Origin of the sequence: Mangrovimonas sp. CR14, assembly GCF_011764015.1 — a bacterium.
Classification (GTDB): domain Bacteria; phylum Bacteroidota; class Bacteroidia; order Flavobacteriales; family Flavobacteriaceae; genus Mangrovimonas; species Mangrovimonas futianensis.
This window is the reverse complement of record NZ_JAAFZY010000002.1, coordinates 274,871-298,830: the sequence shown is the minus strand read 5'-3', so window position 1 is coordinate 298,830 and position 23,960 is coordinate 274,871. Positions and strand designations below refer to the sequence as shown.

At 36.4% G+C, this 23,960-nt stretch carries 18 protein-coding genes and 1 tRNA gene; 13 read left to right on the top strand and 6 right to left on the bottom strand.

The genetic code is table 11. From position 1 onward, the window contains the following. The first annotated feature begins 10 nt into the window (after window positions 1–10). The 4 genes from GZ212_RS04640 to GZ212_RS04625 all read left to right on the top strand — a co-directional run bounded on the left by GZ212_RS04640 (window position 11) and on the right by GZ212_RS04625 (window position 5,233). A complete protein-coding gene (locus tag GZ212_RS04640; protein WP_053971286.1) occupies window positions 11–316 on the top strand; it encodes a hypothetical protein in 306 nt (101 codons plus the stop codon). A gap of 11 nt (window positions 317–327) precedes the next feature. Next, the gene (locus GZ212_RS04635) at window positions 328–513 is read left to right on the top strand and encodes a DUF2892 domain-containing protein (RefSeq protein ID WP_053971287.1); all 186 of its coding nucleotides are present in this window, start codon (window positions 328–330) and stop codon (window positions 511–513) included. A gap of 189 nt (window positions 514–702) precedes the next feature. Further along, a complete protein-coding gene (ppdK, locus tag GZ212_RS04630; RefSeq protein WP_166957683.1) occupies window positions 703–3,435 on the top strand; it encodes a pyruvate, phosphate dikinase in 2,733 nt (910 codons plus the stop codon). 130 nt (window positions 3,436–3,565) lie between these two features. Then, a complete protein-coding gene (locus tag GZ212_RS04625) occupies window positions 3,566–5,233 on the top strand; it encodes a formate--tetrahydrofolate ligase (RefSeq protein WP_166957682.1) in 1,668 nt (555 codons plus the stop codon). Between the two features lie 96 nt (window positions 5,234–5,329). On the opposite strand, the gene GZ212_RS04620 is transcribed toward GZ212_RS04625, so the two are convergent. Further along, window positions 5,330–5,713, bottom strand: coding sequence for a hypothetical protein (locus tag GZ212_RS04620; protein ID WP_053971290.1), 384 nt, complete (start codon window positions 5,711–5,713; stop codon window positions 5,330–5,332). A 22-nt stretch (window positions 5,714–5,735) separates the two neighbouring features. Further along, window positions 5,736–7,853: a translation factor GTPase family protein gene (locus GZ212_RS04615; RefSeq protein WP_166957680.1), complete on the bottom strand. Its 2,118-nt coding sequence runs from the start codon at window positions 7,851–7,853 to the stop codon at window positions 5,736–5,738. Between the two features lie 212 nt (window positions 7,854–8,065). Between GZ212_RS04615 and GZ212_RS04610 the strand changes: the two genes are divergently transcribed. Then, on the top strand, window positions 8,066–9,253 hold the full coding sequence (locus GZ212_RS04610; RefSeq protein ID WP_166957678.1) for a thioredoxin-like domain-containing protein: 1,188 nt from the start codon (window positions 8,066–8,068) through the stop codon (window positions 9,251–9,253). Between the two features lie 4 nt (window positions 9,254–9,257). Here GZ212_RS04610 and GZ212_RS04605 read toward each other — a convergent pair whose 3' ends face one another. Then, window positions 9,258–10,442, bottom strand: a complete 1,185-nt coding sequence (locus GZ212_RS04605; protein ID WP_166957676.1) for an MFS transporter — start codon at window positions 10,440–10,442, stop codon at window positions 9,258–9,260. Window positions 10,443–10,920: 478 nt separating this feature from the next. On the opposite strand from GZ212_RS04605, the gene GZ212_RS04600 reads away from it, so the two are divergent. Continuing rightward, window positions 10,921–11,322: a hypothetical protein gene (locus GZ212_RS04600; RefSeq protein ID WP_166957675.1), complete on the top strand. Its 402-nt coding sequence runs from the start codon at window positions 10,921–10,923 to the stop codon at window positions 11,320–11,322. 61 nt (window positions 11,323–11,383) lie between these two features. Here the strand turns inward: GZ212_RS04600 and GZ212_RS04595 are convergent. Then, window positions 11,384–11,456 (bottom strand) — tRNA-Phe (locus GZ212_RS04595). 101 nt (window positions 11,457–11,557) lie between these two features. Here GZ212_RS04595 and GZ212_RS04590 point away from each other — a divergent pair. From GZ212_RS04590 to GZ212_RS04565, 6 genes are all read left to right on the top strand, one after another. Next, the gene (locus GZ212_RS04590; protein WP_166957674.1) at window positions 11,558–12,286 is read left to right on the top strand and encodes a type III pantothenate kinase; all 729 of its coding nucleotides are present in this window, start codon (window positions 11,558–11,560) and stop codon (window positions 12,284–12,286) included. After that, window positions 12,283–13,608: an outer membrane protein transport protein gene (locus GZ212_RS04585; RefSeq protein ID WP_166957673.1), complete on the top strand. Its 1,326-nt coding sequence runs from the start codon at window positions 12,283–12,285 to the stop codon at window positions 13,606–13,608. The genes GZ212_RS04590 and GZ212_RS04585 overlap by 4 nt, the downstream gene beginning before the upstream one ends. Before the next feature lie 18 nt (window positions 13,609–13,626). Beyond that, window positions 13,627–15,000 carry a tetratricopeptide repeat protein gene (locus GZ212_RS04580; protein WP_166957672.1) on the top strand — a complete coding sequence of 458 codons (1,374 nt, stop codon included), beginning with the start codon at window positions 13,627–13,629 and terminating at the stop codon, window positions 14,998–15,000. Next, window positions 15,000–15,554 carry an LPS export ABC transporter periplasmic protein LptC gene (gene lptC / locus GZ212_RS04575; protein WP_166957671.1) on the top strand — a complete coding sequence of 185 codons (555 nt, stop codon included), beginning with the start codon at window positions 15,000–15,002 and terminating at the stop codon, window positions 15,552–15,554. The genes GZ212_RS04580 and lptC overlap by 1 nt, the downstream gene beginning before the upstream one ends. Before the next feature lie 241 nt (window positions 15,555–15,795). Then, complete coding sequence (locus tag GZ212_RS04570; protein WP_166957670.1) at window positions 15,796–17,082, top strand: hemolysin family protein; 1,287 nt, start codon at window positions 15,796–15,798, stop codon at window positions 17,080–17,082. Window positions 17,083–17,183: 101 nt separating this feature from the next. Continuing rightward, window positions 17,184–19,310, top strand: a complete 2,127-nt coding sequence (locus tag GZ212_RS04565; protein WP_166957669.1) for a peptidylprolyl isomerase — start codon at window positions 17,184–17,186, stop codon at window positions 19,308–19,310. A gap of 53 nt (window positions 19,311–19,363) precedes the next feature. Here the strand turns inward: GZ212_RS04565 and GZ212_RS04560 are convergent, their stop codons facing one another. Together GZ212_RS04560 and GZ212_RS04555 are read right to left on the bottom strand one after the other, a co-directional pair. After that, entirely contained in the window at window positions 19,364–20,257 is an 894-nt protein-coding gene (locus GZ212_RS04560) for a GYDIA family GHMP kinase (protein ID WP_166957668.1), read from the bottom strand. Continuing rightward, window positions 20,254–21,618 (bottom strand): hydroxymethylglutaryl-CoA reductase, degradative, encoded by a 1,365-nt coding sequence (locus tag GZ212_RS04555; RefSeq protein ID WP_255459123.1) that lies wholly within the window; start codon window positions 21,616–21,618, stop codon window positions 20,254–20,256. Before GZ212_RS04555 ends, GZ212_RS04560 begins: the two co-directional genes overlap by 4 nt. 109 nt (window positions 21,619–21,727) lie before the next feature. Here GZ212_RS04555 and GZ212_RS04550 point away from each other — a divergent pair, with 109 nt between their 5' ends. Then, a complete protein-coding gene (locus GZ212_RS04550) occupies window positions 21,728–23,950 on the top strand; it encodes a S9 family peptidase (RefSeq protein WP_166957666.1) in 2,223 nt (740 codons plus the stop codon). Window positions 23,951–23,960 lie beyond the last annotated feature (10 nt).

Here is a 23,960-nt window from a genome sequence, read left to right as displayed (position 1 = left end):
AAACAGGTATATGAAATTAGTCATAGTAACAGCAGTAGAAGTCTTTGAAAAGGATGTTTTGAGACTTTTTAAGAAAGCTGGAATAGAAAGTTTCAGCAGTTCTGAAATTGACGGTTATAAGAATGCGCCCACTTTGTTGGCAACTTCTAGTTGGTTTCCTAATGTAAAAGGAGGCAATGAATCAAGTATGTTCTTTTCATTTACAGATGAAGAGCACATTGATACTTTGTTTGGATTGATTTCAGATTTCAATAAAGATTTGGAAACCAATAATCCCATGAAAGCCATTGTAGTTCCAATTGAAAAACACATTTAAAATTAAATAAGATGATTAATAGATATATAAGAGCTATTGCAGGAACGTTTGTAATAATTAGTGTGCTGCTAGGAATGTATGTAAACGAAAATTGGTTTTGGTTTACAATATTTGTAGGGGCCAATTTACTGCAATCTTCAATTACCAAATGGTGCTTAATGGAAGATATTTTAAAGAAAATAGGGATTAAGGATTAATCCATTTATAGCCCAACAAATTTTAGGTAATTAGATAACCCAGGCAGATTCATTGACTGGGTTTTTTGATTTTAAAATGATTCTAATTAATGGTTAAAAAATGAACGAAACATGACTATTGTCATAGTTATTCTTCAAGAGCTAGATTACCTTTAACATGTTGAAAATGAAATTAAAAATGTTCGTACTATGGAACTAAAAAACAAAACCAAAACTCGAGTCTACACCTTTGGTGACAAAAAAGCCGATGGAGATAGTTCGATGAAGAACTTGTTAGGTGGTAAAGGAGCCAACCTAGCAGAAATGAGTGCTATAGGAATTCCGGTTCCTCCAGGATTTACCATTACTACAGAAGTATGTACTGAATATAATCAATTAGGAAAAGAAGCTGTTATTAGTCTTCTCAAGAAAGATGTGGAAACCGCAGTGAACAACGTTGAAAAAACAATGGGTGCCAAATTTGGAGACGCCAAAAACCCGTTGTTGCTCTCTGTTCGTTCAGGGGCGCGTGTTTCTATGCCTGGGATGATGGATACCGTTCTTAATCTTGGTTTGAATGATGACGTGGTGCAAGGACTGGCCAAAAAGACTAAGAATGATCGTTTTGCATGGGATTCTTACCGTCGTTTTGTTCAAATGTATGGTAGTGTGGTAATGGGAATGAAACCTATAAATAAGGATGATTTAGATCCTTTTGAAGAAATAATTGATAACCTTAAGGAGAAACGTGAAATAGAGTTGGATACCGAATTCACGGTTCAAGATCTTAAGGATTTGGTGTTTGATTTCAAAAAAGCCATCTATCGCCGTTTAGGAAAAGAATTCCCTTCAGACCCATGGGATCAGTTATGGCTTGCGGTCATGGCCGTATTTGATAGTTGGAATGGAAAACGTGCTGTATATTACAGAAATATGCATGGATATCCAGCAGATTGGGGAACAGCTGTAAACGTTCAAGCCATGGTATTTGGAAATATGGGTGATAATTCGGGTACCGGAGTGTGTTTTACTAGAGATGCAGGTTCTGGAGAGAACCTATTCAATGGCGAATATTTATTGAACGCTCAAGGTGAAGATGTTGTTGCTGGTGTTCGTACGCCTCAACAAATTACCAAAATCGGATCTCAAAGATGGGCAGAACTTGCTCAAGTTACTGAGAAAATAAGAAAATCCAAATTTGCTTCATTAGAGGAGTTGATGCCGGAGATTTTTAATGAATTAAATGGTTATCAAGAAACGCTTGAAAAGCATTATCGAGATATGCAGGATATGGAGTTTACCATTCAAGAAGGTAAATTATGGATTCTACAAACTAGAAATGGAAAACGTACTGGTGCAGCTATGGTAAAGATTGCTATAGACTTGCTTGAGCAAGGAGCAATTTCTGAGGAAGAAGCGCTTTTACGCATCGAACCAAATAAATTAGATGAATTACTACATCCTGTTTTTGATCCTAAGGCACTTAAATCTGCCCATGTGATTACCCAAGGTCTTCCTGCTTCTCCAGGAGCCGCTACAGGTCAATTGGTGTTCTTTGCTGAAGATGCCAATAAATTTAAAAATAGCATTTTAGCTCGTGTAGAAACCTCTCCTGAAGATTTGGAAGGAATGAATTTATCTAAAGGTATTTTAACAGCTAGAGGAGGAATGACTTCACATGCTGCTGTTGTAGCCAGAGGAATGGGTAAATGCTGTGTGGCTGGTGCTGGAGCCATTAAAATAAATTATAAATCTAAAACCATGAGAGTGGAAGGAAAAGAGTATCATGAAGGAGACTGGATTTCACTCAATGGTTCTACAGGAAATATTATTGATGGCAAAGTAGCTACAGTTGAACCCGAATTAACAGGTGAGTTTGCAAAAATCATGGGGTTGTCAGATAAGTATAGCAGCATGAAAGTGCGTGCCAATGCGGATACGCCACAAGATGCAAAAATTGCTAGAAGTTTTGGAGCTTCAGGTGTTGGATTAACCCGTACTGAGCATATGTTTTTTGAAGTAGATCGTATTAAAGCTATGCGTGAAATGATTTTGGCAGATACCGTTAAAGGAAGAAAACAAGCCCTTGCCAAATTATTACCTATGCAACGTAGTGACTTTGAAGGATTGTTTGAAGCCATGGAAGGTCTGCCAGTAACTATTCGTTTATTGGATCCACCATTGCACGAATTCGTCCCTCACCAATTGGCAACGTTACGTGAGTTGGCAGAGGAGATGCATGTGTCTTTAGAATCTGTAAAATCTAAAGTAGCAGACTTGGAAGAATTTAACCCTATGTTGGGTCACCGTGGTTGCCGTTTAGGAAATACCTATCCAGAAATTACAGAAATGCAAACACGTGCCATTATTGAAGCAGCGTTGAATTTGAAACAACGAGGTATTGAGACAAAACCAGAAATCATGATTCCTTTGGTAGGTATTTATGAGGAGTTTGTGGCTCAGGAAACCATTGTTAGAGAAACTGCGGAAACCATTTTTGAGGAAAGAAAAGATCGCGTTGAATATTTCGTTGGAACCATGATGGAAGTTCCTCGCGCCACATTGATGGCAGATCAAATAGCTAAAAGAGCAGACTTCTTCTCTTTCGGAACCAATGACTTAACCCAAATGACTTTTGGTTACTCAAGAGATGATTCTGGTAAGTTCTTACCTATTTACTTAGAAAAAGGTATCCTTAAGAACGATCCTTTTGAAGTGCTAGATCAAGCAGGTGTTGGGCAATTGGTTCAATTAGGTACAGGAAGAGGTAGAAGCGTGAATCCGATGCTAAAAGTAGGAATATGTGGAGAGCATGGTGGTGAACCTTCTTCAGTTGAGTTCTGCTATAATACTGGATTAGATTATGTAAGCTGTTCACCTTATAGAGTTCCCATAGCAAGAGTGGCTGCGGCACAAGCAGCTATTAAAAGTGTCCTAAATTAAAGGAAACTTGTTTGGTGAGAAAACCCGAAATCTATTAATGATTTCGGGTTTTTTTATTGGTTTAAATGCTGATAATTGTCATAGAAGATTTTAACATTTGGAGGTAACTTTGTAAATAATAAGGAATTATATGATATCAGATATTGAAATAGCCCAAAGTTGTGAGTTAAAGCCCATATCGGAAATTGCTGAAAAACTTAAAGTTCCAACAGATGAATTAGAGCTTTATGGAAAGTATAAAGCTAAACTTCCTCTTTCTCTAATCCAGGATGATGCCATTGAAAAAAGTCATTTGATTTTAGTGACTGCTATTACTCCTACTCCAGCCGGAGAGGGTAAAACGACTGTTTCTATCGGTTTGGCTGAAGGTTTAAGTGAAATAGGAAAGCAAGCTGTGGTAGTATTACGGGAACCATCGTTGGGTCCTGTTTTTGGAATTAAGGGCGGTGCTGCAGGCGGGGGTAATGCCCAAGTGGTTCCAATGGAAGATATCAATTTACATTTTACTGGAGATTTTAATGCGGTAGAAAAGGCAAATAACCTATTGGCTGCCTTAATCGATAATGAAATCCATTTTAATGGCAATGATTTAAACATAGATTCCAGAACCGTGACCTGGAAGCGGGTCATGGATATAAATGATCGGGCACTACGTCAGGTCATTACTGGGTTGGGAGGAAAAATAAATGGTGTTCCTCGCGAAACAGGATTTGATATTACTCCGGCATCAGAAGTGATGGCTATTTTATGTATGGCCAAGGATTTTGAAGATCTCAAGACAAGGTTGGGAAATATATTGGTTGGTTTTACACATGATCGATTACCGGTATTTGCTAGGGATTTGAAAGCGGAGGATGCCATGGCTATCTTATTGAAGGATGCTATGAAGCCTAATTTGGTTCAGACTCTTAATGGGACTCCAGCTATTATCCATGGTGGTCCTTTTGCTAATATTGCTCAAGGAACAAATACCTTAGTGGCAACAAAAATGGGGTTGAGTCTTTCCAATTTTGTTGTAACCGAAGCTGGATTTGGAGCTGATTTGGGTGCTGAAAAGTTTTTGAATATTAAATCGGTTGCTGGAGGGCTAAAGCCTGAGATTGTAGTTGTGGTTGCCACCATTAGAGCCCTCAAGCATCATGGAGGGGTAGGAAAAGAGCAATATAATAATCCAGATGTTGATGCTGTAACTAAAGGGTTTTCAAATTTGCAGAAGCATTTGGAGAACATTCAAAAGTTTAATTTAATTCCCATAGTAGCAATCAATAAGTTTGAATCTGACAGTGATGAAGAAATTGCTCAAGTAATAGCATTGTGTAACGAACTAAGGGTTCAAGCAGTGGTATCAAATAGCCATAGATCAGGAGGAAAAGGAAATATGGAGCTTGCACAAATGGTAGTGGATAGTCTTGATGAGCCAACAAATTTTAGGCCCTTATATGCTTCAACACAAAGTATTCAAGATAAAATAGATGTCGTTGCAAAGGAAATTTATGGAGCTAGCCGAATTGAATATGATAAAAGAGCTTTAAATAAATTGAAAACCATAAAGAACTTGAATATGGAACATTTGGCGGTATGTATTGCCAAAACCCAGATGTCATTTTCTCAAGATCCTAAAAAAATAGGAAGACCCACCGACTTTACGATTGTAATTAGAGATATAGAAATTGCCTCAGGAGCAGGTTTTGTAATTCCCATAGTTGGAGACATGATGCGAATGCCAGGGCTTCCTAAACATCCTGCTTCAGAAAATATGCAGATTGATGCTTTTGGTAAAATTAAAGGACTTTCATAAACTTCCCTAAGTTGATTAATAGCAAACAATTGGTCCTTTAATGAATAAGCCCCACCTTTAAGAGTGGGGCTTAACTTTTAATTCTGTAATAAATAGTTAATTAAGCCACTTTAAGAAATAATCCATCATTTCTTCTTTTAGCTCATAGTGTAGCTTTAAATAGGTTTTAATATCGTCGCGTAATGGTCGTTGTTCATAAAGCAACCTACCGTCTATCGCTTCGGTCATGTCTGCTATTTCCAAGTTGTGCATTTTTTGCTTGCACCGGTGAATTAATTTTGAAATAGCATCCTTTTCTAAGGCAATGCGATTTTCAAACATCTCTAGAGGTTTAAAAACTTCAGAAGTATATTCTCGAGAAGCTATTTCCTCTAATTTGGTTTTAAACGTTTCCATCTCATTGAAATGAAAACGTAGTTCTCTAATCCAGGTTTCTAGATTAAATTTTAGGTCACTTAAATAAGATATTTTGGTTTCCATAAACTATCTGTTTTTATGTGTGTTAATGTTCTACTAATTCTCCAGAGACCAATTCGCTTTGCACATAGGCGGGAACAGGCTCATAGGACCTAAATTTTGATGTAAAGGTTGCTTTTCCCTGAGTTAAGGAACGCAATTCTGTGGAGAAGCCAAATAATTCTGCTTCAGGCATGGAGCATTTTAACGTTTGATATTTATGTGTGCTTTCAATACTTTGGATAACAGCTCTTCTGGCTTGTAGTTCAGTCATTACTCCACCCACATTATCTTCTGGAACTAGAACCGTAAGTGATAAAAGAGGCTCTAGTAATTTGGGTTTTGAGTTTAGGAAAGCTTCCTTAAAGGCATGGGCTCCTGCAATTTTAAATGAGATGTCATTGCTGTCTACCTGGTGCATTTTTCCATCGTAAACCATAACTCTAATATCGCGAACCTTCGAACCTGTTAACGGGCCATTTTCCATAACTTCCATAATACCTTTCTGAATGGAAGGTAAAAATCGAGCATCAATAACACCTCCTACGATACAGTTGTAGAAGATTAATTTTCCTCCCCAAGAAAGGGAGACTTCTTCTTTCCCTCTAATACTGACTCCTGTAGGTTCATCCATACCTTCTTCAAAAGGTTCGATTCTCAAATGAACCTCTCCAAACTGACCTGCACCTCCAGATTGCTTTTTATGTCTGTAAACAGCTTTAGCACTGCCTTCAATGGTTTCCCGATAATTTATTTTCGGTTTTTTGAATATGGCTTCAATATCGTGGTGATTTTGAAGCTCCCATTTAATGGTAGCTAAATGCAGTTCTCCTTGACAGGCTAGTATGTGTTGGTTTGTTTCAGGAGAATATCTCAAAACCATGGTAGGGTCTTGACTATGTATTTTTTTAAGGGCCTCAAAAAGTTTTTCCTCATGGTTTTTATTTTCGGCTGCCACTGATTTGTAAATTCTAGGCTCTGGGAAATCAATGGGCGACAAGGTGATAATTTCGTCTCCGGTGTAAAGGGTGTCATTCACTTCTGCATCCTTATGCTTAATAGTGGCGCCAATATCACCAGTTGATAATTTTTCTACGGCATGTCGTTTTTTGCCATCCATAATATACAATTGGTTGATAACTTCCATTTCGCCTGTTCTGGCATTGGTTAACTTATCTCCAACCTTAATCTCACCCGATTTTACTTTGAAATAACTAACTTTTCCAATATTCGGTAGGTAAAGTGTTTTGAAAACAAACAAAGTAGTTGGGTCTTCTTTAATGGGTTTAATTTGATGGCCTTCTAAGCTTATTTCAGGAAGCATATCAGTAGCCGCGGGTGCTACATTGTCAATAAATCCCATTAATCTTCCAGACCCCATATCATTGATAGCAGACACACAAAACACTGGGAATAAATCGTGCTGAAGCATTCCAGCTTTTATCCCTTGACGCATTTCGTCTTCGTTTAAGCTACCCTTTTCAAAATAGAGTTCCATTAAACTTTCATCGTTTTCAGCCGCTTTTTCGACCAATTCATTATGTAATTGGTTGGCTTTTTCCAACTCGCTTTCTGGAATTGGGAGTTTTTCAGGTTTTCCTCCATTTGGCCCAAATTTGTAAAGACGCATTTTTAGAATATCAATAATACCCTGAGCTCCGTCAATTTTTATTGGGTACTGTATTTTAACCGCTTTGTTTCCTACAAGTTCCTGGAGACTTATAAAAGCATCTTCAAAATGAACCGATGGATGATCGATTTGATTCATCACAAACACAGTTGGCTTGTGGTATTGATCAATGTAATTCCATATGATTTCTGTCCCTATTTCAACGCCTTGTTTGGCATCAATAATCGTTAATATGGTATCAGAAACACGAATGGATGAAATTATCTCGCCAATAAAATCATCCAATCCAGGAGTGTCAATGATATTGATCTTGTAGTTTCGCCACTCCGTATGTAATGGAGTGGCAAACACTGAGGCTCCACGCTCGTGTTCAATATCGTGAAAGTCAGATACTGTATTGTTGTTTTCTACAGTACCTCTTCTGTTAATTAGGCCGGCTTCAAAAAGCATGGTTTCAGCGAGGGTTGTTTTGCCGCTATGATGCGCTCCAACAAACACCACATTTTTGATGTGCTTATCGTCAAATACTTCCATATTTTTGGTGTTTAAATGTTACTTAAAGATACACTAACAACTCAAGTTAAAATATGATATTTGTTAGTTCTAGGTATTTTATACCTTAAGGATCAGTAGGTTTTGTTGGCCAAATATGAAGACAATATATCTTAATGAAAGGGTATTAAAGATAAGCATAAAAACCGGTTTAAATGGTACATTTTCGCTATTTTCGAAGCCCAATTAATTGCATGATGAGACAAAAATTTTATTGGATATTTTTATGGCTTATTTGTTTGGTATTTTCTTGTTCTCAAGAACCTGTACTGGAAGGGGAAATAGAAAATGTGCAAAATAAGGACTATACCTTATATGTGTTGAAACCAAACAATTTGAAAGAATTGTTTACGCCTTATTTGGGAGAGGTTTTAGGTTCTACCATTGTGGGAGTAGATGGACATTTTTCAATCGATCTGCTGCCGTTAAAACTTAATAATGAGTTGGTGGTATTGGTGTTGCAGCCTTCCGATGAACCTGTCGGGAAGTTAGAATTGAATCAAGTTGATTCATCCAATTTTATGCCCATTATTTTGTCTTCAGATAAATCTATCTCCATTAAATCAAGTATTACCTCTTTTCAGAAGGACTTTAGTATTCTTGATCCTTCGGCTACTAACAAGGATTTAATGGTGCTTGTGGGAATTAATCAGGAAAGTTATGCCACTTATTTAAAGGGTGGAAAATGGGATTTGGAAGAAGGGTCCAATCTGTTGGAAAAGGAAGCGGCAATTTTACATTATCAAAAGGAATTAATGAATTTTGCCGATTCTACTTCAAGCGTTGTTTCTGCTTTATCGGCTATTAGGTTGGTGAGCCCAAACCAGGATTATGAAAGAATTCCCGAGTTTTTGGTAAGACAATGTAATCGATGGGAAGGTGCTAGTTCCAATGATTCTCTATGGATAAGGGATTTATGTAAAATGGCAGAAGCTCATAATTTACCCGTATTGAAAGGAGATGTATTTCCAGATTCACAATGGCCAATGATTTTGGGTGATACCATATCAATCAAAAGTCATTTTGGTTCTAAACTAACCATCGTTGATCTATGGGCGTCTTGGTGTGCTCCATGCAGAAAAGAGAATAGAATGGTCTTACGTCCCTTGTATGAAACCTATAAGAAGCAGGGATTGGAAATTTTGGCATATGGTCTAGAAAGTGATAGGAAAGGCTGGGAAATGGCTATTGAAAAAGATGGCGCCGAAAATTGGCCTCATGGCTCTCATTTGAAAGGGGACGATAATGCTTTCATGAATGAGATTAGAGTTCAAACGATTCCAGCAAATTTTATATTAGACTCTCAAGGAGTGGTTTTAGAGAAAAATTTACATGGAGAGGAATTGTCTGAGTTTGTGAAATCCTATTTAGAGGAAAAATAACCCTTTAAGAGTAAGATGTACTTAATTTAGTGTGTTTTTTAACCTTGGTTCTTCTCAATAGGATGATACCAAGAGCAATAAAGATTCCGCATCCCGCCATGGCCGCTCCTACCCAATCGGCAGAGGTATAACCGTAACCCATAGCAATGGGTAAACCGGCAAAATAGGCTCCAGAAGCGTTTCCAATATTGAAGGCACTTTGATTAAGAGATGATCCTAGGGTTTCTGATCCTTTTGAAGCGTTAATGATAGTCATCTGTATAGGGGTGGAGATACAGAAGGAGACCACTCCAATTAAGAAGGTCATCACTAATACTAATACTTTATTAGTCGCTACAAAAGTGTTTAAAGAGAGAAGAATCACCATAAAAATGAGGGTTACAATTACGGCGTATATAGGTGATACTTTTTCAGTCAGTTTAGCGCCTATAAAATTACCTATAACCATACCTAGACCGGCAAGAATCATGGCATAAGAGACTACTTGCTCTGGGTGTCCAGCTACTTCTGTAATGAGAGGGGCGATATAACTATACCATGCGAAAAAACCTCCGGTACCAATAGTTGTGAGTATGATAATCATCCATAATTCCAGTTTTTTAAATATTCGTAGTTCACGAACAAAACTGCTTTCTGAGGTTTGTTTTATAAGGGGCATCCAAAATTTAATGCTCAAAACAGTTAGAATACCAACAATGCCAACCATCAAAAATGAAATACTCCAATTAAGGTGCTTGCCCAAATAGGTTCCTAAAGGAACGCCTAAAAGATTGGCTACTGTAAGACCGCTAAACATTATGGCAATGCCTTGGGCCTGTTTTCCTTCTTTGGAAAGTTTTCCTGCTACAACGGCACCAATCCCAAAAAAGGCACCATGCGGTAATCCTGATAAAAACCTTAAAACCAAGAAGGATGTATAACCTGTGGCAAAGGCCGAAAGCGTATTGAAAATAGTAAACCAAACCATGAGTCCTAATAAAACCTTTTGCGGTTGCCATTTGCTGCAAAGACCCGTTAGGGTAGGAGCTCCTACTACAACACCTAGGGCATATGCAGAAATGAAATGTCCGGCAATAGGGATGCTTATTTCAAAGGCATTTGCTACATCGGGCAAAATGCCCATAATTACAAATTCGGTAAGGCCTATGCCAAAACCTCCTATTGCAAGGGAAAGTAACGCTTTATTCATGGTTGTTGTTTGATGGTTTTGATTTTTTAAAGGTGTTGAAATAACACTTTTAAAGGGTCAAAGGTAGAGGATATTAATGGCAAGCCTCAGGTGGTAAATGGTAAAAAAAAGTTAATTGGAGAATCTGAAAATAATCTAGGTGCTATTTCTTTTTTGCATAGCATTTAGACATTCTTTTTGCCAAATTGATAGCTAAATGTTTTAATTGGTAAATTGGGATCCAAGGTTCTTCTTTCAGTTTTTTGACAGAAAAGTTGCATTTATTTGGTTTTTAGATTGTTACTTGGTTTTATTTCTTTGAAATTATGAAATGTTTTTGTACATTTCTAGTTCTTCACACAAGAACTAATTAGCGTAGCGCTCCAAATGGTAGCATGATATTAACTTGAAAGTGGTTTTTGATTATTGATTTCAAGCAAAACAGAGGTCTAATACATTTTGTTGTTAGGCCAACCAACCATAACCAAAACCGATGATAATGAAACTAACAACCACTCCCTTGGGCATCTGCCTGTTATTCGCTTTTATTGGCTATCAGGGGTATAGTCAAACAGGTGTTTATGAATTGAAACATTTAAAAGGATTGAATCCAAATCATGCTGAATCCGTGCTAAAGCATTTGGGATATCAATTTTCTAATAATGTACAAATGAGCAATGAGAAACGTATTTCATACTGGAATAGTAGTGAAAATGCTTGTGTGACGGCTAATATAAAACGGGAAAAAATAACGTCCGTAATTAATGTTCCTGATGAAGATTGTCATAAAAGCTTGAAGACTTATAAGTTTGAGGCGTCCAATAGACTATTCAATCAAAGGGTCATGAACACGCTAAGTTTTATAGAAAACAGTTGGTGTCTATTATTTGTGACTAGGTGAATGTAACTAAGAGCTCATTTTATAAACAAAAAAACCCGAACAATTGTTCGGGTTTTTAATGTGGTGCCTCCAGGAATCGAACCAGGGACACAAGGATTTTCAGTCCTTTGCTCTACCAACTGAGCTAAGGCACCAGTCGCATAATTGCGGATGCAAATATAAGGGCATTTTTAATATTCACAAAAATAAAAATATAAAAATTGTCTTTTGTACCTTTGCGACTTAAAATTCAGACATGAATTTAGTTGTAGATGTAGGTAACACATTGATTAAAATGGCTGTCTTTCAGGAAGGTGGCTTAATGAGTAAGGTTTCTGCTCCTGTTCAGGAATTTCAGCAACTTTTTTTTGATTTATTGTCTAAATACACCATAAAGCATTGTTTGGTATCTTCTGTAGGGAGGTTAAATGAAGAAAATAGAGATTTATTAAACGAGCATTTAAATTGTCTTTTTCTAGATCATACAACCTTAGTTCCTTTTAAGAATAGGTATGCTACGCACCAAACTCTAGGGGTAGATAGAATAGCATTGGTAAGTGCATCAGTTGCCCAATTTCCAGACTCTAATGTTTTGATTATTGATGCAGGTACTTGCATTACTTATGACTTCATTAATGAAAACAATGAATATCTTGGTGGTGCCATCTCTCCAGGGCTTCAAATGAGGTACAAATCCATGCACAATCAAACAGCAAGCCTTCCGTTACTTGAAATGGAAGAACCTCAAAGTTTTTTTGGGGATTCAACAAATAGTTCAATGCATGTGGGTGTTGTGTTGGGAATTGTAAATGAAATTGATGGTTTTGTTAAAGAATATCAAACCAATTACAAAGATTTAACAGTTATTTTAACAGGCGGAGACAGTAAAATTTTGTGTAAGCGATTAAAAAGTGGCATATTTGCCAACTCTAATTTCCTCTTAGAAGGACTTAATAATATATTGGAATATAATACAAGCGAATGATTAAAAGGTTTTTACTGGTATTTGCTATCGTTTTTGGGCTGAAAGGATATGCGCAACTTGATGTTGAAAATGCATCACCTTATTCCTACTATGGAATAGGAAGCTTGAAGTTCAAAGGAACAGTGGAAAATAGAAGTATGGGAGGGTTGAGTATTTACAACGATAGTATTCATGTCAACTTGAGAAATCCAGCTTCTTACGCTAGTAGTAATCTAAGATATTACAATAATGAAGGGAGACCTGTGAAATTTGCCATTGGAGGTACTCATACATCTACCAATTTAAAAACCAATAGCAACGAAAACAGGATTAATTCAACTTCTTTCGATTATATGGCTTTATCCTTGCCAATGGGTCGTTTTGGCGTAGGATTGGGGATTATGCCCTACACAACCGTAAATTATAAATTACAGAGTCTAACTGATTTTAATGCTCTTTCTACAAGGTTTTCCGGAAAAGGTGGTGTGAACAAAGTATTTCTTTCTGTTGGATATCGGGTGATGGATGGATTAAGTATTGGGGTTGATGCCAATTATAATTTCGGTAAATTGGAGAACTCCTTCATTAGGTATCTATATGATGACGAGCAAAACATCATTCAGTATCAAACAAGAGAACAAAACAAATCACAGTTAAGTGGTTTTGGGGTGAATTTAGGGGTTACTTACCAAAAAATGATTTCCACTAAACTGGAATTGCAGGCTGGATTAACATACAAGGCAAAAACAAATATTAACTCAGACAACGAACGCATTTTTGAGACTATTACCATAAGTTCTGGCTCAGGAGCAGAAACTCCTATAAATTCAATTACAGCAGATCTAGATGCAAATGGTTTAGCTAATACAAAATTGAGTTTACCTTCCAAACTTTCTTTTGGAGCTGGTATAGGAGAGCCAAGAAAATGGTTTGCTGGAGCTGAATTAACCTTTCAAAACTACAGTGTGTTTAAAAATGAATTATACGAAGCAAGTAATTCAGCTGGTAATTTGAGCTATGAGGATGCCATAGGTTTATCTGTTGGAGGGTTTTATATTCCAGAGTACAATTCGTTTTCAAGTTACTTAAAAAGAATGGTTTATAGAACTGGATTCAGGTTTGAAAATACAGGATTAAACATCAATGACACGTCTATTAATGAGTTTGGCATGTCTTTTGGAGTAGGAATACCGATGGGGAATTTCTTTTCTAATGCCAACGTTGGATTTGAATTCGGTAGAAGAGGAACCCTTGATAGAAATTTAATACAAGAAAACTTTATTAATTTCCAAATAAGTCTATCGCTAAATGATAGATGGTTTGAAAAAAGAAAATATAATTAAGCATAATTTGAAATGACCATGAAAACTAGAATTACATTATTAATAGCTGTGCTTTTTGTAAGTTTTGGGACGTTTGCCCAAGATCAGGATTTGCAAGCTCTATCATTGATGACCGAGGCGGTTAAGGCCAAGAAGTTTGATGAAGCTTACAAGCCTTTTATGGAATTAAGACAAAGAAACCCTAAATATCACTTAGGTATTTATACCAATGGTGAAAAAATTCTTGAGCACAAAATCGAGAAATCTACTGGTGCTGAGCAAGTGGCATTCATTAATGACCTTGTAAAAATGTACGGTGAGAGAGAAGATAATTTTGCAAGCAAAACGCCAAAAGGAGAGTTTGGAGCTAAATCTTGTCAACTAAAATATGACTACAAAGAGGCTTTAAGTCTATCTACAGAGGAGCTTTACAAGTGTTTTGATGAAGCTTATAAGGCAGACCCAGATACATTCACCAACCCTAAGGCGCTATATACTTATTTCTCATTGATGGTAGATTTGTTTGATGATGGTAAGAAAGAGGCTCAAGAGTTGTTTACTAAGTATGATGATGTGGTTGCCAAAATAGAGCAGGAGGTTCAGAACTATTCAGAGAAATTGAATCCTTATGTTGAAAAGGAAGAAGCTGGTACAGCTTTAACTAGCAAGGAAGAAAGATATAAGAGATCTTATGAAAGTTATTTAAAAGCTTATGACCAAGTAGCTGCTGGAGTTGATCAAAAATTAGGAGAAAGAGCTAATTGTGAAACTTTGATTCCTTTATATGAAAAATCTTTTGAGGAGAATAAGAACAATGCTGATTGGTTAAAAGGAGCTGTAAATAGAATGTTCAACAAAGATTGTACAGATGATCCTTTATACATTAAATTGGTAAAAGCCTATGACAATGCAGCACCTTCTGCAGATACAAAATACTTCGTTGCAGGATTGTTGTTGAAGGATGGTAAAACTAATGAAGCTTTAAATTACTTCAAGCAATCTTTGGAGCTTGAGAAAGATGCTTATAAGAAAGGTACCAAAAGCTATAAAATCGGTTTGATCTTAAAGAAAAAAGGTCAATATGGTCAAGCTAGAAATTACTTTAGAGAAGCTATTAAGTTAAATCCATCTAATGGAAGACCTTATTTGGCTATTGCTCAAATGTATGCTTCTAGTGCCAACGATTGTGGAGATTCAAACTTCAACAAAAGAGCTGTTTTCTGGTTGGCTGCTGCCGAAGCTGAGAAAGCAGGAAAGGTGGATGCTACTTTAGGTAAGGCTGCAAGTCAAACAGCTGCTAATTATAGAGCTAAAGCACCTTCTAAAGCTGATATTTTCGATGCAGGTAATGCCGGCACAACTATAAACATTGGTTGTTGGATTGGTGGAAGCGTTAAGGTTCCTAGCCTATAATGAAAAGAATAAAAACATATAATTTTCTAAATATAGTCATGGCTTTTGCCATGACTATATTTTTTTCATGCAACCGAAGTTTGGAGGATGTAAAGAAACTTGGGGTTTCTGAAAATGAACCGATAGGGGTTGCTGAGAATATCAATTTAAAATACACCGACTCGGGTAGGGTGACGGCCAACTTAAAGAGTCCGAAAATGCTGGATTATTCCAATAGATCGTTTTCTTACATGGAATTCCCAGAAACCGTTGATTTGGATCTTTTTGATGAAAAGAATCAAAAGAGCAACATCAAAGCAGATTATGGTATTTATTACCAAAGTACAGGCCTGATTGATCTTCGGGGGCATGTAGTTATTTCAACCGCTAGTAATGATACATTATTTGCAGAACAACTCTATTATGACGATGAGAGGGAGTGGTTATTTACTAATAAACCTGTGACCTTTAGACAAGGACAAAGTATCATTAATGGAAAGGGTTTTGATTCTGACTCTAAGTTTAAAAAGGCCTTAGTTCTAGAGATTGATGGAATTTTACCTGTAGAAGATTAATCACCTCCATTACTTTTTTTAATTATCTTTACTTTATAGAATTATTGACCATGAAATTTTTCAAGTTTTTCCAATACGCCTATTTATTATTCGCTATTATTTTTATTTATGATGTGATTAAAACGTATATGGAATCTAATACTATTAATTATATTTCCTTGTTTTTAGCTGTGCTCGCTTTGTTTATGTTCTTTTTTAGACGCAGGTATTTCAAGAAATTTGATAATAAAGACAATCCTAAATGAGTTCTGAGATAATTATTATTGTTATCTCTTTATTGCTTTCTGCTTTTTTCTCAGGCATGGAAATTGCTTACGTTTCCGCCAATAAAATTCACATTGAAATAGAGAAAAAACAGGAAGGTCTATTGGCCAAACTGTTAACCAAATTAACAGCAAAGCCTTCCAAATTTATTGCAACCATGTTGATAGGTAATAATATTGCCTTGGTTGTCTATGGGTTTTTTATGGGTGATTTATTGGTGCGCTGGTTTCAAAGTATGTTGCCGGCTTCTGATGTGGTTACTTATTTATTAACGGATTTAAGTTTGTTGACCCAAACCATCATTTCTACCTTAGTTATTTTAATAACAGCAGAGTTTCTTCCAAAAGTATTTTTTCAAGTTTATGCCAATACCCTGTTGAAAGTTTTTGCTTTTCCAGCCTATGTTTTTTATTGGTTGTTTACCTTCATTTCAACCTTTGTTATTTGGATCTCTGATGTCATTTTAAAGAAATTTTTTAAAACGGAAGGGGATCAGGTTCAATTGGCTTTTACTAAGGTAGAACTAGGGAATTATATTAGTGAACAAATGGAGAATGTTGAGGAGCATGATGAGGTAGATTCTGAAATTCAAATTTTTCAAAATGCTCTGGAGTTTTCAGAAGTAAAAGCTAGAGAGGTCATGGTTCCCAGAACTGAAATTACAGCTGTTGAACTGCATGAATCTCCTAAAAATTTGACCCAACTTTTTGTAGATACAGGGTATTCCAAAATCTTGGTTTTTAAAAATTCAATCGATGATATTTTGGGATATGTCCATTCCTTTGAATTGTTCAAAAAACCTAAAACCATTCAGTCTATTTTAATGCCTGTTGAGTTTGTACCAGAAACGATGTTAATCAAAGACATCTTAAATGTCTTAATCAAGAAGCGTAAAAGTATGGCCGTAGTATTAGACGAGTATGGTGGAACATCGGGAATAATGACGGTAGAAGATATTGTTGAGGAATTATTTGGGGAAATCGAAGATGAGCATGACACAGTGGAGCTAATTGAGGAAATTGTAGAGGAAGATATATATCGATTTTCAGCCAGGTTGGAGGTCGATTACTTAAATGAATCCTATAAGCTTAACTTGCCTGAGGAAGAAAATTATGAAACGCTCGGGGGGCTTATCGTGGCCCATACAGAGGAAATCCCACAAAAGGATGAAATTGTTCAAATAAATCACTTTCTATTCACTATCCTAGAAGTTTCAAACACTAAGATTGACTTGGTGGAACTCAAAATTCTAGAGACCGACTAGTTAAAAAAAACTTTCTTTATTATTGACACTTAGTCCTTTTATTATTTAATATAAAATGGTATTTTCGCGCACAATAATTTTAAATCAACTTAGAAAAGAAGATGGCAGTTTTAAATAAAATTAGAAAACAAGGACTTTTCTTGATCATCATCATCGCATTAGCATTATTCTCTTTTGTGATTGGGGATTTGTTTAGAAGTGGTAGCTCCCTATGGAATAGAAATCAGGATGTTGTTGCTACAATCAATGGAAAAGAAATCAACCGTGTAGATTTCATGCAAAAAGTGGAAGCTGCCCAAAGACAGCTAGGACCAAACGGTACTACCACACAAGCTATGAACCGCGTTTTTGATCAAGAGGTAAGACAGGCAGTTCTTGAAACCCAGTTTGAAGAGCTAGGATTTACTGTGGAGAAAGATCAAATGCGTGACATTTTAAAGTCCAACTTGGCTAATAATCCAAACTTTCAAAATGAAGCTGGTTTATTTGATGAAAATAAGTTGAACGAGTATATCGCTAACTTAAAAGAGACTTCTGCTGCTGCTTACCAACAATGGGTAGACTATGAAAATAGTATGGCAACAAGCGCTCTTCAACAAGATTACTTCAATATGGTGAAAGCTGGAATGAGCGGAACCCTTGCTGAAGGAAAATTGGAGCATTTAATGGAAGGTGAAAAAGTAGATTTGAAATTTGTTCAAATTCCTTATACTTCTATAGCAGATAGTACAATTACTGTTTCTAATTCTGAAATTTCAGATTATATCAAAAAGCATAAAAAGCAATACGAAGTAGATGCTACTCGTGATATTCGTTATGTAGAGTTTAGAGAAACTCCAACCGCTGCTGATGAAGAAGCTTTCAAAGGGGACTTAAAAGCTATGTTGAATGACAAAGTGGAGTACAGTGAGGTAACTAAAACTACAGATACGATTAGAGGTTTCTTACATGCTGCCAATATTGAAGCATTTGTAAACTCAAATTCAGATTTGAAATACAATGATCAATTCGTATTTAGAAATAGTATGTTAGAAAGTACAGCTGACAGTTTATTTAAATTAAATGTTGGTGAAGTTTACGGTCCTTACAAGGATGGAAACTATTACAAGCTTTCTAAAATTGTAGCTGAGAAGAACCTCCCAGATTCTGCTCAAGCAAGACACATTTTGATTCCATTTGTAGGTGCAGCAAGCACGCAACCGGATGTTACGCAAACAGAAGAAGAGGCTAAGGCTACAGCAGATAGTTTGTTGACAGTATTGAAAGGAGATCGTTCTAAGTTTGAAACTTTTGTAACTGAATTTTCTTCAGACCAAGGAAGTGTTGCTAATGGAGGTCGTTATGAGTACTTCCCTTACAACAGAATGGTTCCTGAATTCCGTGATTTTGTTTTTGAAAATGAAACTGGATCTATGGGAGTTGTTAAGTCAGCTTATGGTTTCCACTTAATTGAAGTAGAAGGCCATAAAAATGTTCAAAGAGTTATTAAAGTGGCTACTATAGCTAGAGAGATTGAAGCATCAGAAGAAACTATTGATCAAGTTTTTAGAAACGCTTCCAATTTTGAAATAGCTCTTGAAAAAGGTGAGTTTACTCAAGTGGCTAAGGAAAGCGATTATGCAGTTAAGCCAGTTAATGGTATCAAGATTTTAGATGAAAACATTCCTGGTTTAGGAAGCCAAAGAGCTATTGTTCGTTGGGCATTTGAAGAAACTACTGAAGTTGGAAAATCTAAGAGATTTAGTATCCCTAACGGATTTGCCATTGTGCAGTTAACTGCAAAGCATGCTGAAGGGTTAATGAATGTAGAGCAAGCATCTGTTACTGCATTACCAGCAATTAGAAAAGAGAAGAAAGCAAAACAAATCAAGGAAAGAATTTCTGCTTCTACACTTCAAGATGTAGCTTCTGCAGAGAATACTTCAGTTCGTTCAGCTATGGCAGTGAGTATGAGTAATCCTACTATCACTGGTGCTGGTAGAGAGCCTTTGGTTGTTGGTACAGCTTTTGGATTGAACGAAGGTGAAACTTCTGGTTTAATTGAAGGAGAAAAGGGTGTTTTCATGGTGGAAGTAACCAAGAAAACTCCAGCAGTAGAATTAGAGAACTACCAAAGCTATGCTAATAGAGTTGGAGCTTCTAAAGTAAACACTGTAAACTCTAAATTGTATGAAGCATTAAAGGAAGTTTCAACGATTGAGGATAACAGAGCTGAAACTGTACAATAGTTTTAGTCCAAACATAAAATAAAAAACCTCGCTAAGTGCGAGGTTTTTTTATGCTATAAAATCATGTCCTTAAATGGGATGATAATTTCAAATCCCTTTTGCTTAAAATAAGTTGTTGGATTTTTTGGGCTTGCTACCAGAATAAAATCACCACCCCAAGCACCTAAGCTTTTAATTGAGCCTTCAAAATCTGGAAAGGATTTCGTCTTTATGGTAGGCATTTGAATGACTTTAGAAATGAGATTCTCATGAGCGTTCATCAGATGGCTAAAGGATTCCAAATCTTGAGATGAAGCCATTTGTTGTGTGATATCATTGATTTCTGAAATTGTCTGTTGGGTATTCTCCTTGCTTTGATGGTATTTTTTGATGCCCTCTCTGCTATTTTGTTTTTGGTTTAAAAAAACAAAATAAAGATGCTCTTTAAACGAAGGGTTAAATGGCACCGGTTCAAAAGAGGGTTGTTGATCCTTTATTTGATATAATATAGGCGAATTGGTCTGCGCGCATGCAATATCATAACCACTACCTCCAAATGTAGAATTCAATAGCTTAAATGGGTTTATTTCTGCCCATTGAGCTATGTTATTGATTAAAGTCGAAGATGTTCCTAAGCCCCAATTACGAGGAAAGTCTAGCTTGGTTTCTATCAAGGCTCCTTGACTAAGAAAATCGGGATTCAAGGTTCTTGTAGCTTTTAAAATTTGAATCAACCGTTCTTCCAGGGGTGGGCTTCCATCTGCTTTTAAATGAAGAGGCAGTTGAACTTCCAGCCAGCATAAATTGTTTTCATCAAAACTTCGCCAAGTAACAAAATCCTCGTCTAAAGGACTTACGGTAAGGGATTGACCATATTTTGTGGGAAAGGCTAAAGATAAAGCACCATCCAATACTACATATTCTCCCGACAGGAGTAATTTCCCGTTACTATAGAATGCTTGCTTCAAGACCTCAGTTTTTCAATAGCTTCTACTACGGCACTATGTGTTACTACCTGATTTTTAAATTGCTCCAAAAGTTTTATTTTTTCTTCTTCAGTTGCTTGAAACTGATTTAAGATATTCTTGAGGTGCATCTTCATGTGGCCCTTCTGTATCCCAGTAGTTGTCAAGGACCTTAAAGCTGCAAAATTTTGAGCCAAACCGGCAACCGCTGCAATTTTCATTAAATCTTTGGCTGTAGGTTTGTGGAGCAATTCCAAGGACAACTTAACCAATGGATGTAAACTTGTGAGTCCGCCAACTGTTCCAAGAGCCAAAGGAATTTCAATCCAAAACTTGAATTGATCGTTTTCTACAGAAGCATGCGTTAAACTGGAATAGGAGCCATTTCTGGAAGCATAGGCATGCACACAAGCTTCAATAGCTCTAAAATCATTCCCAGTTGCTAAAACAACGGCATCAATACCATTCATGACACCTTTGTTATGGGTTACGGCGCGATAAGGTTCTACTTCTGCGATTTGAACCGCTTGAACAAATTTATCTGCAAACTCATAAGGGTCAATATCGGTGCCTTCTGCTAATTCTGAAATTGGGCAACTTACTTCAGCTTTTACCAAACATTCAGGAACATAGTTAGAAAGGATGCTCATGATAACATCAATATCTTTTTCTTCTTCATCAAATGCGACATAGTTTAGCGCTTTTTCCTTCAACGTTTTTGAGAACTGTTCCAGACAGGAATTGATGAAATTGGCGCCCATAGCGTCTAGCGTTTCAAAAGTGGCGTGCAATTGAAAGTAACCTTCAATTTTGTGAGTTTTGTCTTTAAGCTCAATGTCCTTGATACCTCCGCCACGTTTCACCATGTTTTGGGTGATGTTTTCGGTCTCTTTAAAAAGGGCTGGTTTTAACTCATTGAAAAAGGAAACTAGTTTTTCCTTGTTTCCGAAATATTTGAAGTGAACCTGACCTATTTTGGTGGTTGAAATGACGTCTGCTTTAAATCCGCCACGATCCAGCCAAAACTTAGCTGCCTTACTAGCTGCAGCAACTACCGAACTTTCTTCTATGGCCATGGGAATGGTGTGTAAAGTTCCATTAATAAGAAAGTTTGGAGCTACTCCCAATGGCAAGTAATAATTGGTAATGGTATTCTCTATAAACTCATCATGAAGCGATTGCAACTGCTCATCGGTATTCCAATACTGCTTGATTATTTTTTTAGCATTTTTATTGTTGGTAAAGTAGGTGTCTACAATCCAATCAATCTTTTTGGATTTGGATAGTCTTGAAAAACCAGAGATGGATTTTGTCATGGAATGATAGTTGAAATTACAAAGATACATTCTTCCTGTAAATTGCATTTAACTTAGCATTTAAAAGCCTATTAAACTGTTAATAAATACGGTTTTTTGTATAATTTTTAGTAAACTTGACAACATTTTGAAAAAACCATTTTTTTATTCAAATTCAATGAGAAAATTCTTCCTTTTTTATTTTTTAGCAACCTTTTTAATATCAGCCCAAAATAAAGAAATAACCTTAGAAGACATATGGACCGGAACTTTCAGAACCGAAAGAATGGACGCTCTGCATTCTATGGCCAATGGGCAACAATATTCAGTTTTAAACTTCAATAGAAATACAGCCTCAACTTCCATAGAGGTCTATGACTATCAAACCTTGGAGAAGGTCAGAACTTTGGTGGATTCAAAAGATTTGGATCAGGTAAGGTATTTTACAGATTACACTTTTAGTGAAGATGAAAGTCAAATTCTTTTGGCTACAGAAATGCAGGCCATTTACAGGCATTCGGCACTGGGGAAATACTATGTTTATAATGTAGAGACCGGCGCTTTAACTTTAGTTTCTGAAGATAAGATTCAAGAACCTACCTTTTCTCCTTCAGGAGACAAAATAGTCTACGGAAAGGGGAATAATCTCTTTGTTAAAGACTTGAAAACAGGGGAGACCACCCAATTCACTTTTGATGGTGAAAAGAATAAAATTATCAACGGTATTACCGATTGGGTATATGAAGAGGAATTTGCATTTGTGAGAGCCTTTGATTGGAATGCCGATGGTGATAAAATTGCGTTTATCAAGTTTGATGAAACTGAGGTTCCAGAATTCACTATGGATGTTTATGGAATGGATTTATATCCTCATGAAGATACATTCAAGTACCCAAAAGCGGGAGAAGCTAACTCTCAAGTTTCACTACATCTATATGATTTGAACGCTGATAAAGTTTCAGAAATTGAAGTGAACAAATCGTACACAGATTTTTATATTCCAAGAATCAAATGGAGCCAAGATGCAGATGTTTTAAGTGCTCAATATCTAAATCGTCACCAAAATGAATTGGATCTTTGGATGATTGACACCAAAAAAGGAAATCCTGAATTGGTATTGGAGGAAAGAGATGGGGCTTATGTAGATGTTACTGATAACTTAACCTTTTTAAAGGACAATAGTTTTATATGGACTAGTGAAAAAGATGGGTTCAATCACATTTACCACTATGACAAACATGGTAAGCTCGTGAATCAAGTAACTAAAGGAGATTGGGAGGTAACCAACTATTACGGTTATGATGAAAAGGAAAAGAAAATATTCTATCAATCTGTAGAAAATGGATCAATAAACAGAGATGTTTACTCGGTTAAATTAAATGGAAGGGATAAAGAACGTTTAACAAAGAGTGAAGGAACAAATAATGCGTCCTTTAGCGCAGATTTTTCATTTTTCATCAATACTTTCTCTAGTGCTACAACCCCTCCAGAATATACTTTAAATGACGCTAAAAATGGAAATGTCATCAAGAGTATCAAAGACAATGATAAATTGGCGGAGAAAATACAAGATTATACTACTTCACAAAAGGAATTCAGTACCATTCAAGTGAATGGAGAGGAATTAAATATGTGGATGATCAAGCCTGCAAACTTTGATGAAAATAAGCAATATCCTTTATTCATGTATCAATATTCCGGTCCAGGTTCACAAACGGTAAGCAATAGCTGGAATAGTAGTAATGATTATTGGTTTCAATATTTGGCCCAAAAGGGGTATATCATTGCCTGTGTAGATGGGAGAGGAACTGGTTTTAAAGGAGCTGAATTTAAGAAAGTCACCCAAAAGCAATTAGGGAAGTATGAAGTCGAAGATCAAATTGCCGCAGCTAAAAAAATGGGAGAACGTACTTACATTGATCAATCACGAATTGGAATTTGGGGATGGAGCTATGGAGGCTTTATGAGTAGTAATGCCCTTTTTAAAGGGAATGATGTGTTTAAAATGGCTATAGCTGTTGCGCCGGTAACGAGCTGGAGGTTTTATGATTCGGTATATACCGAACGTTATATGACTACCCCATCGGAAAACCCTAAGGGTTATGATGAAAATTCGCCATTAAGTCATGTAGATAAATTAAAGGGGGACTTCTTGTTAATTCACGGTTCTGCAGATGATAATGTGCATTTACAAAATACCATGAGAATGGTGGAAGCCTTAATTCAGGCAGATAAACAGTTTGAGTGGATGATTTACCCTGATAAAAATCATGGCATCTATGGCGGAAATACGAGACTTCATCTTTATAAAAAAATGTCCCATTTTATTGATAAAACCTTAGGGGACAAAATCCAAAAAGAAGATTTGGAACAAGAAGAAAAATCAGAAATCAAAGGATAAACTAACTAAC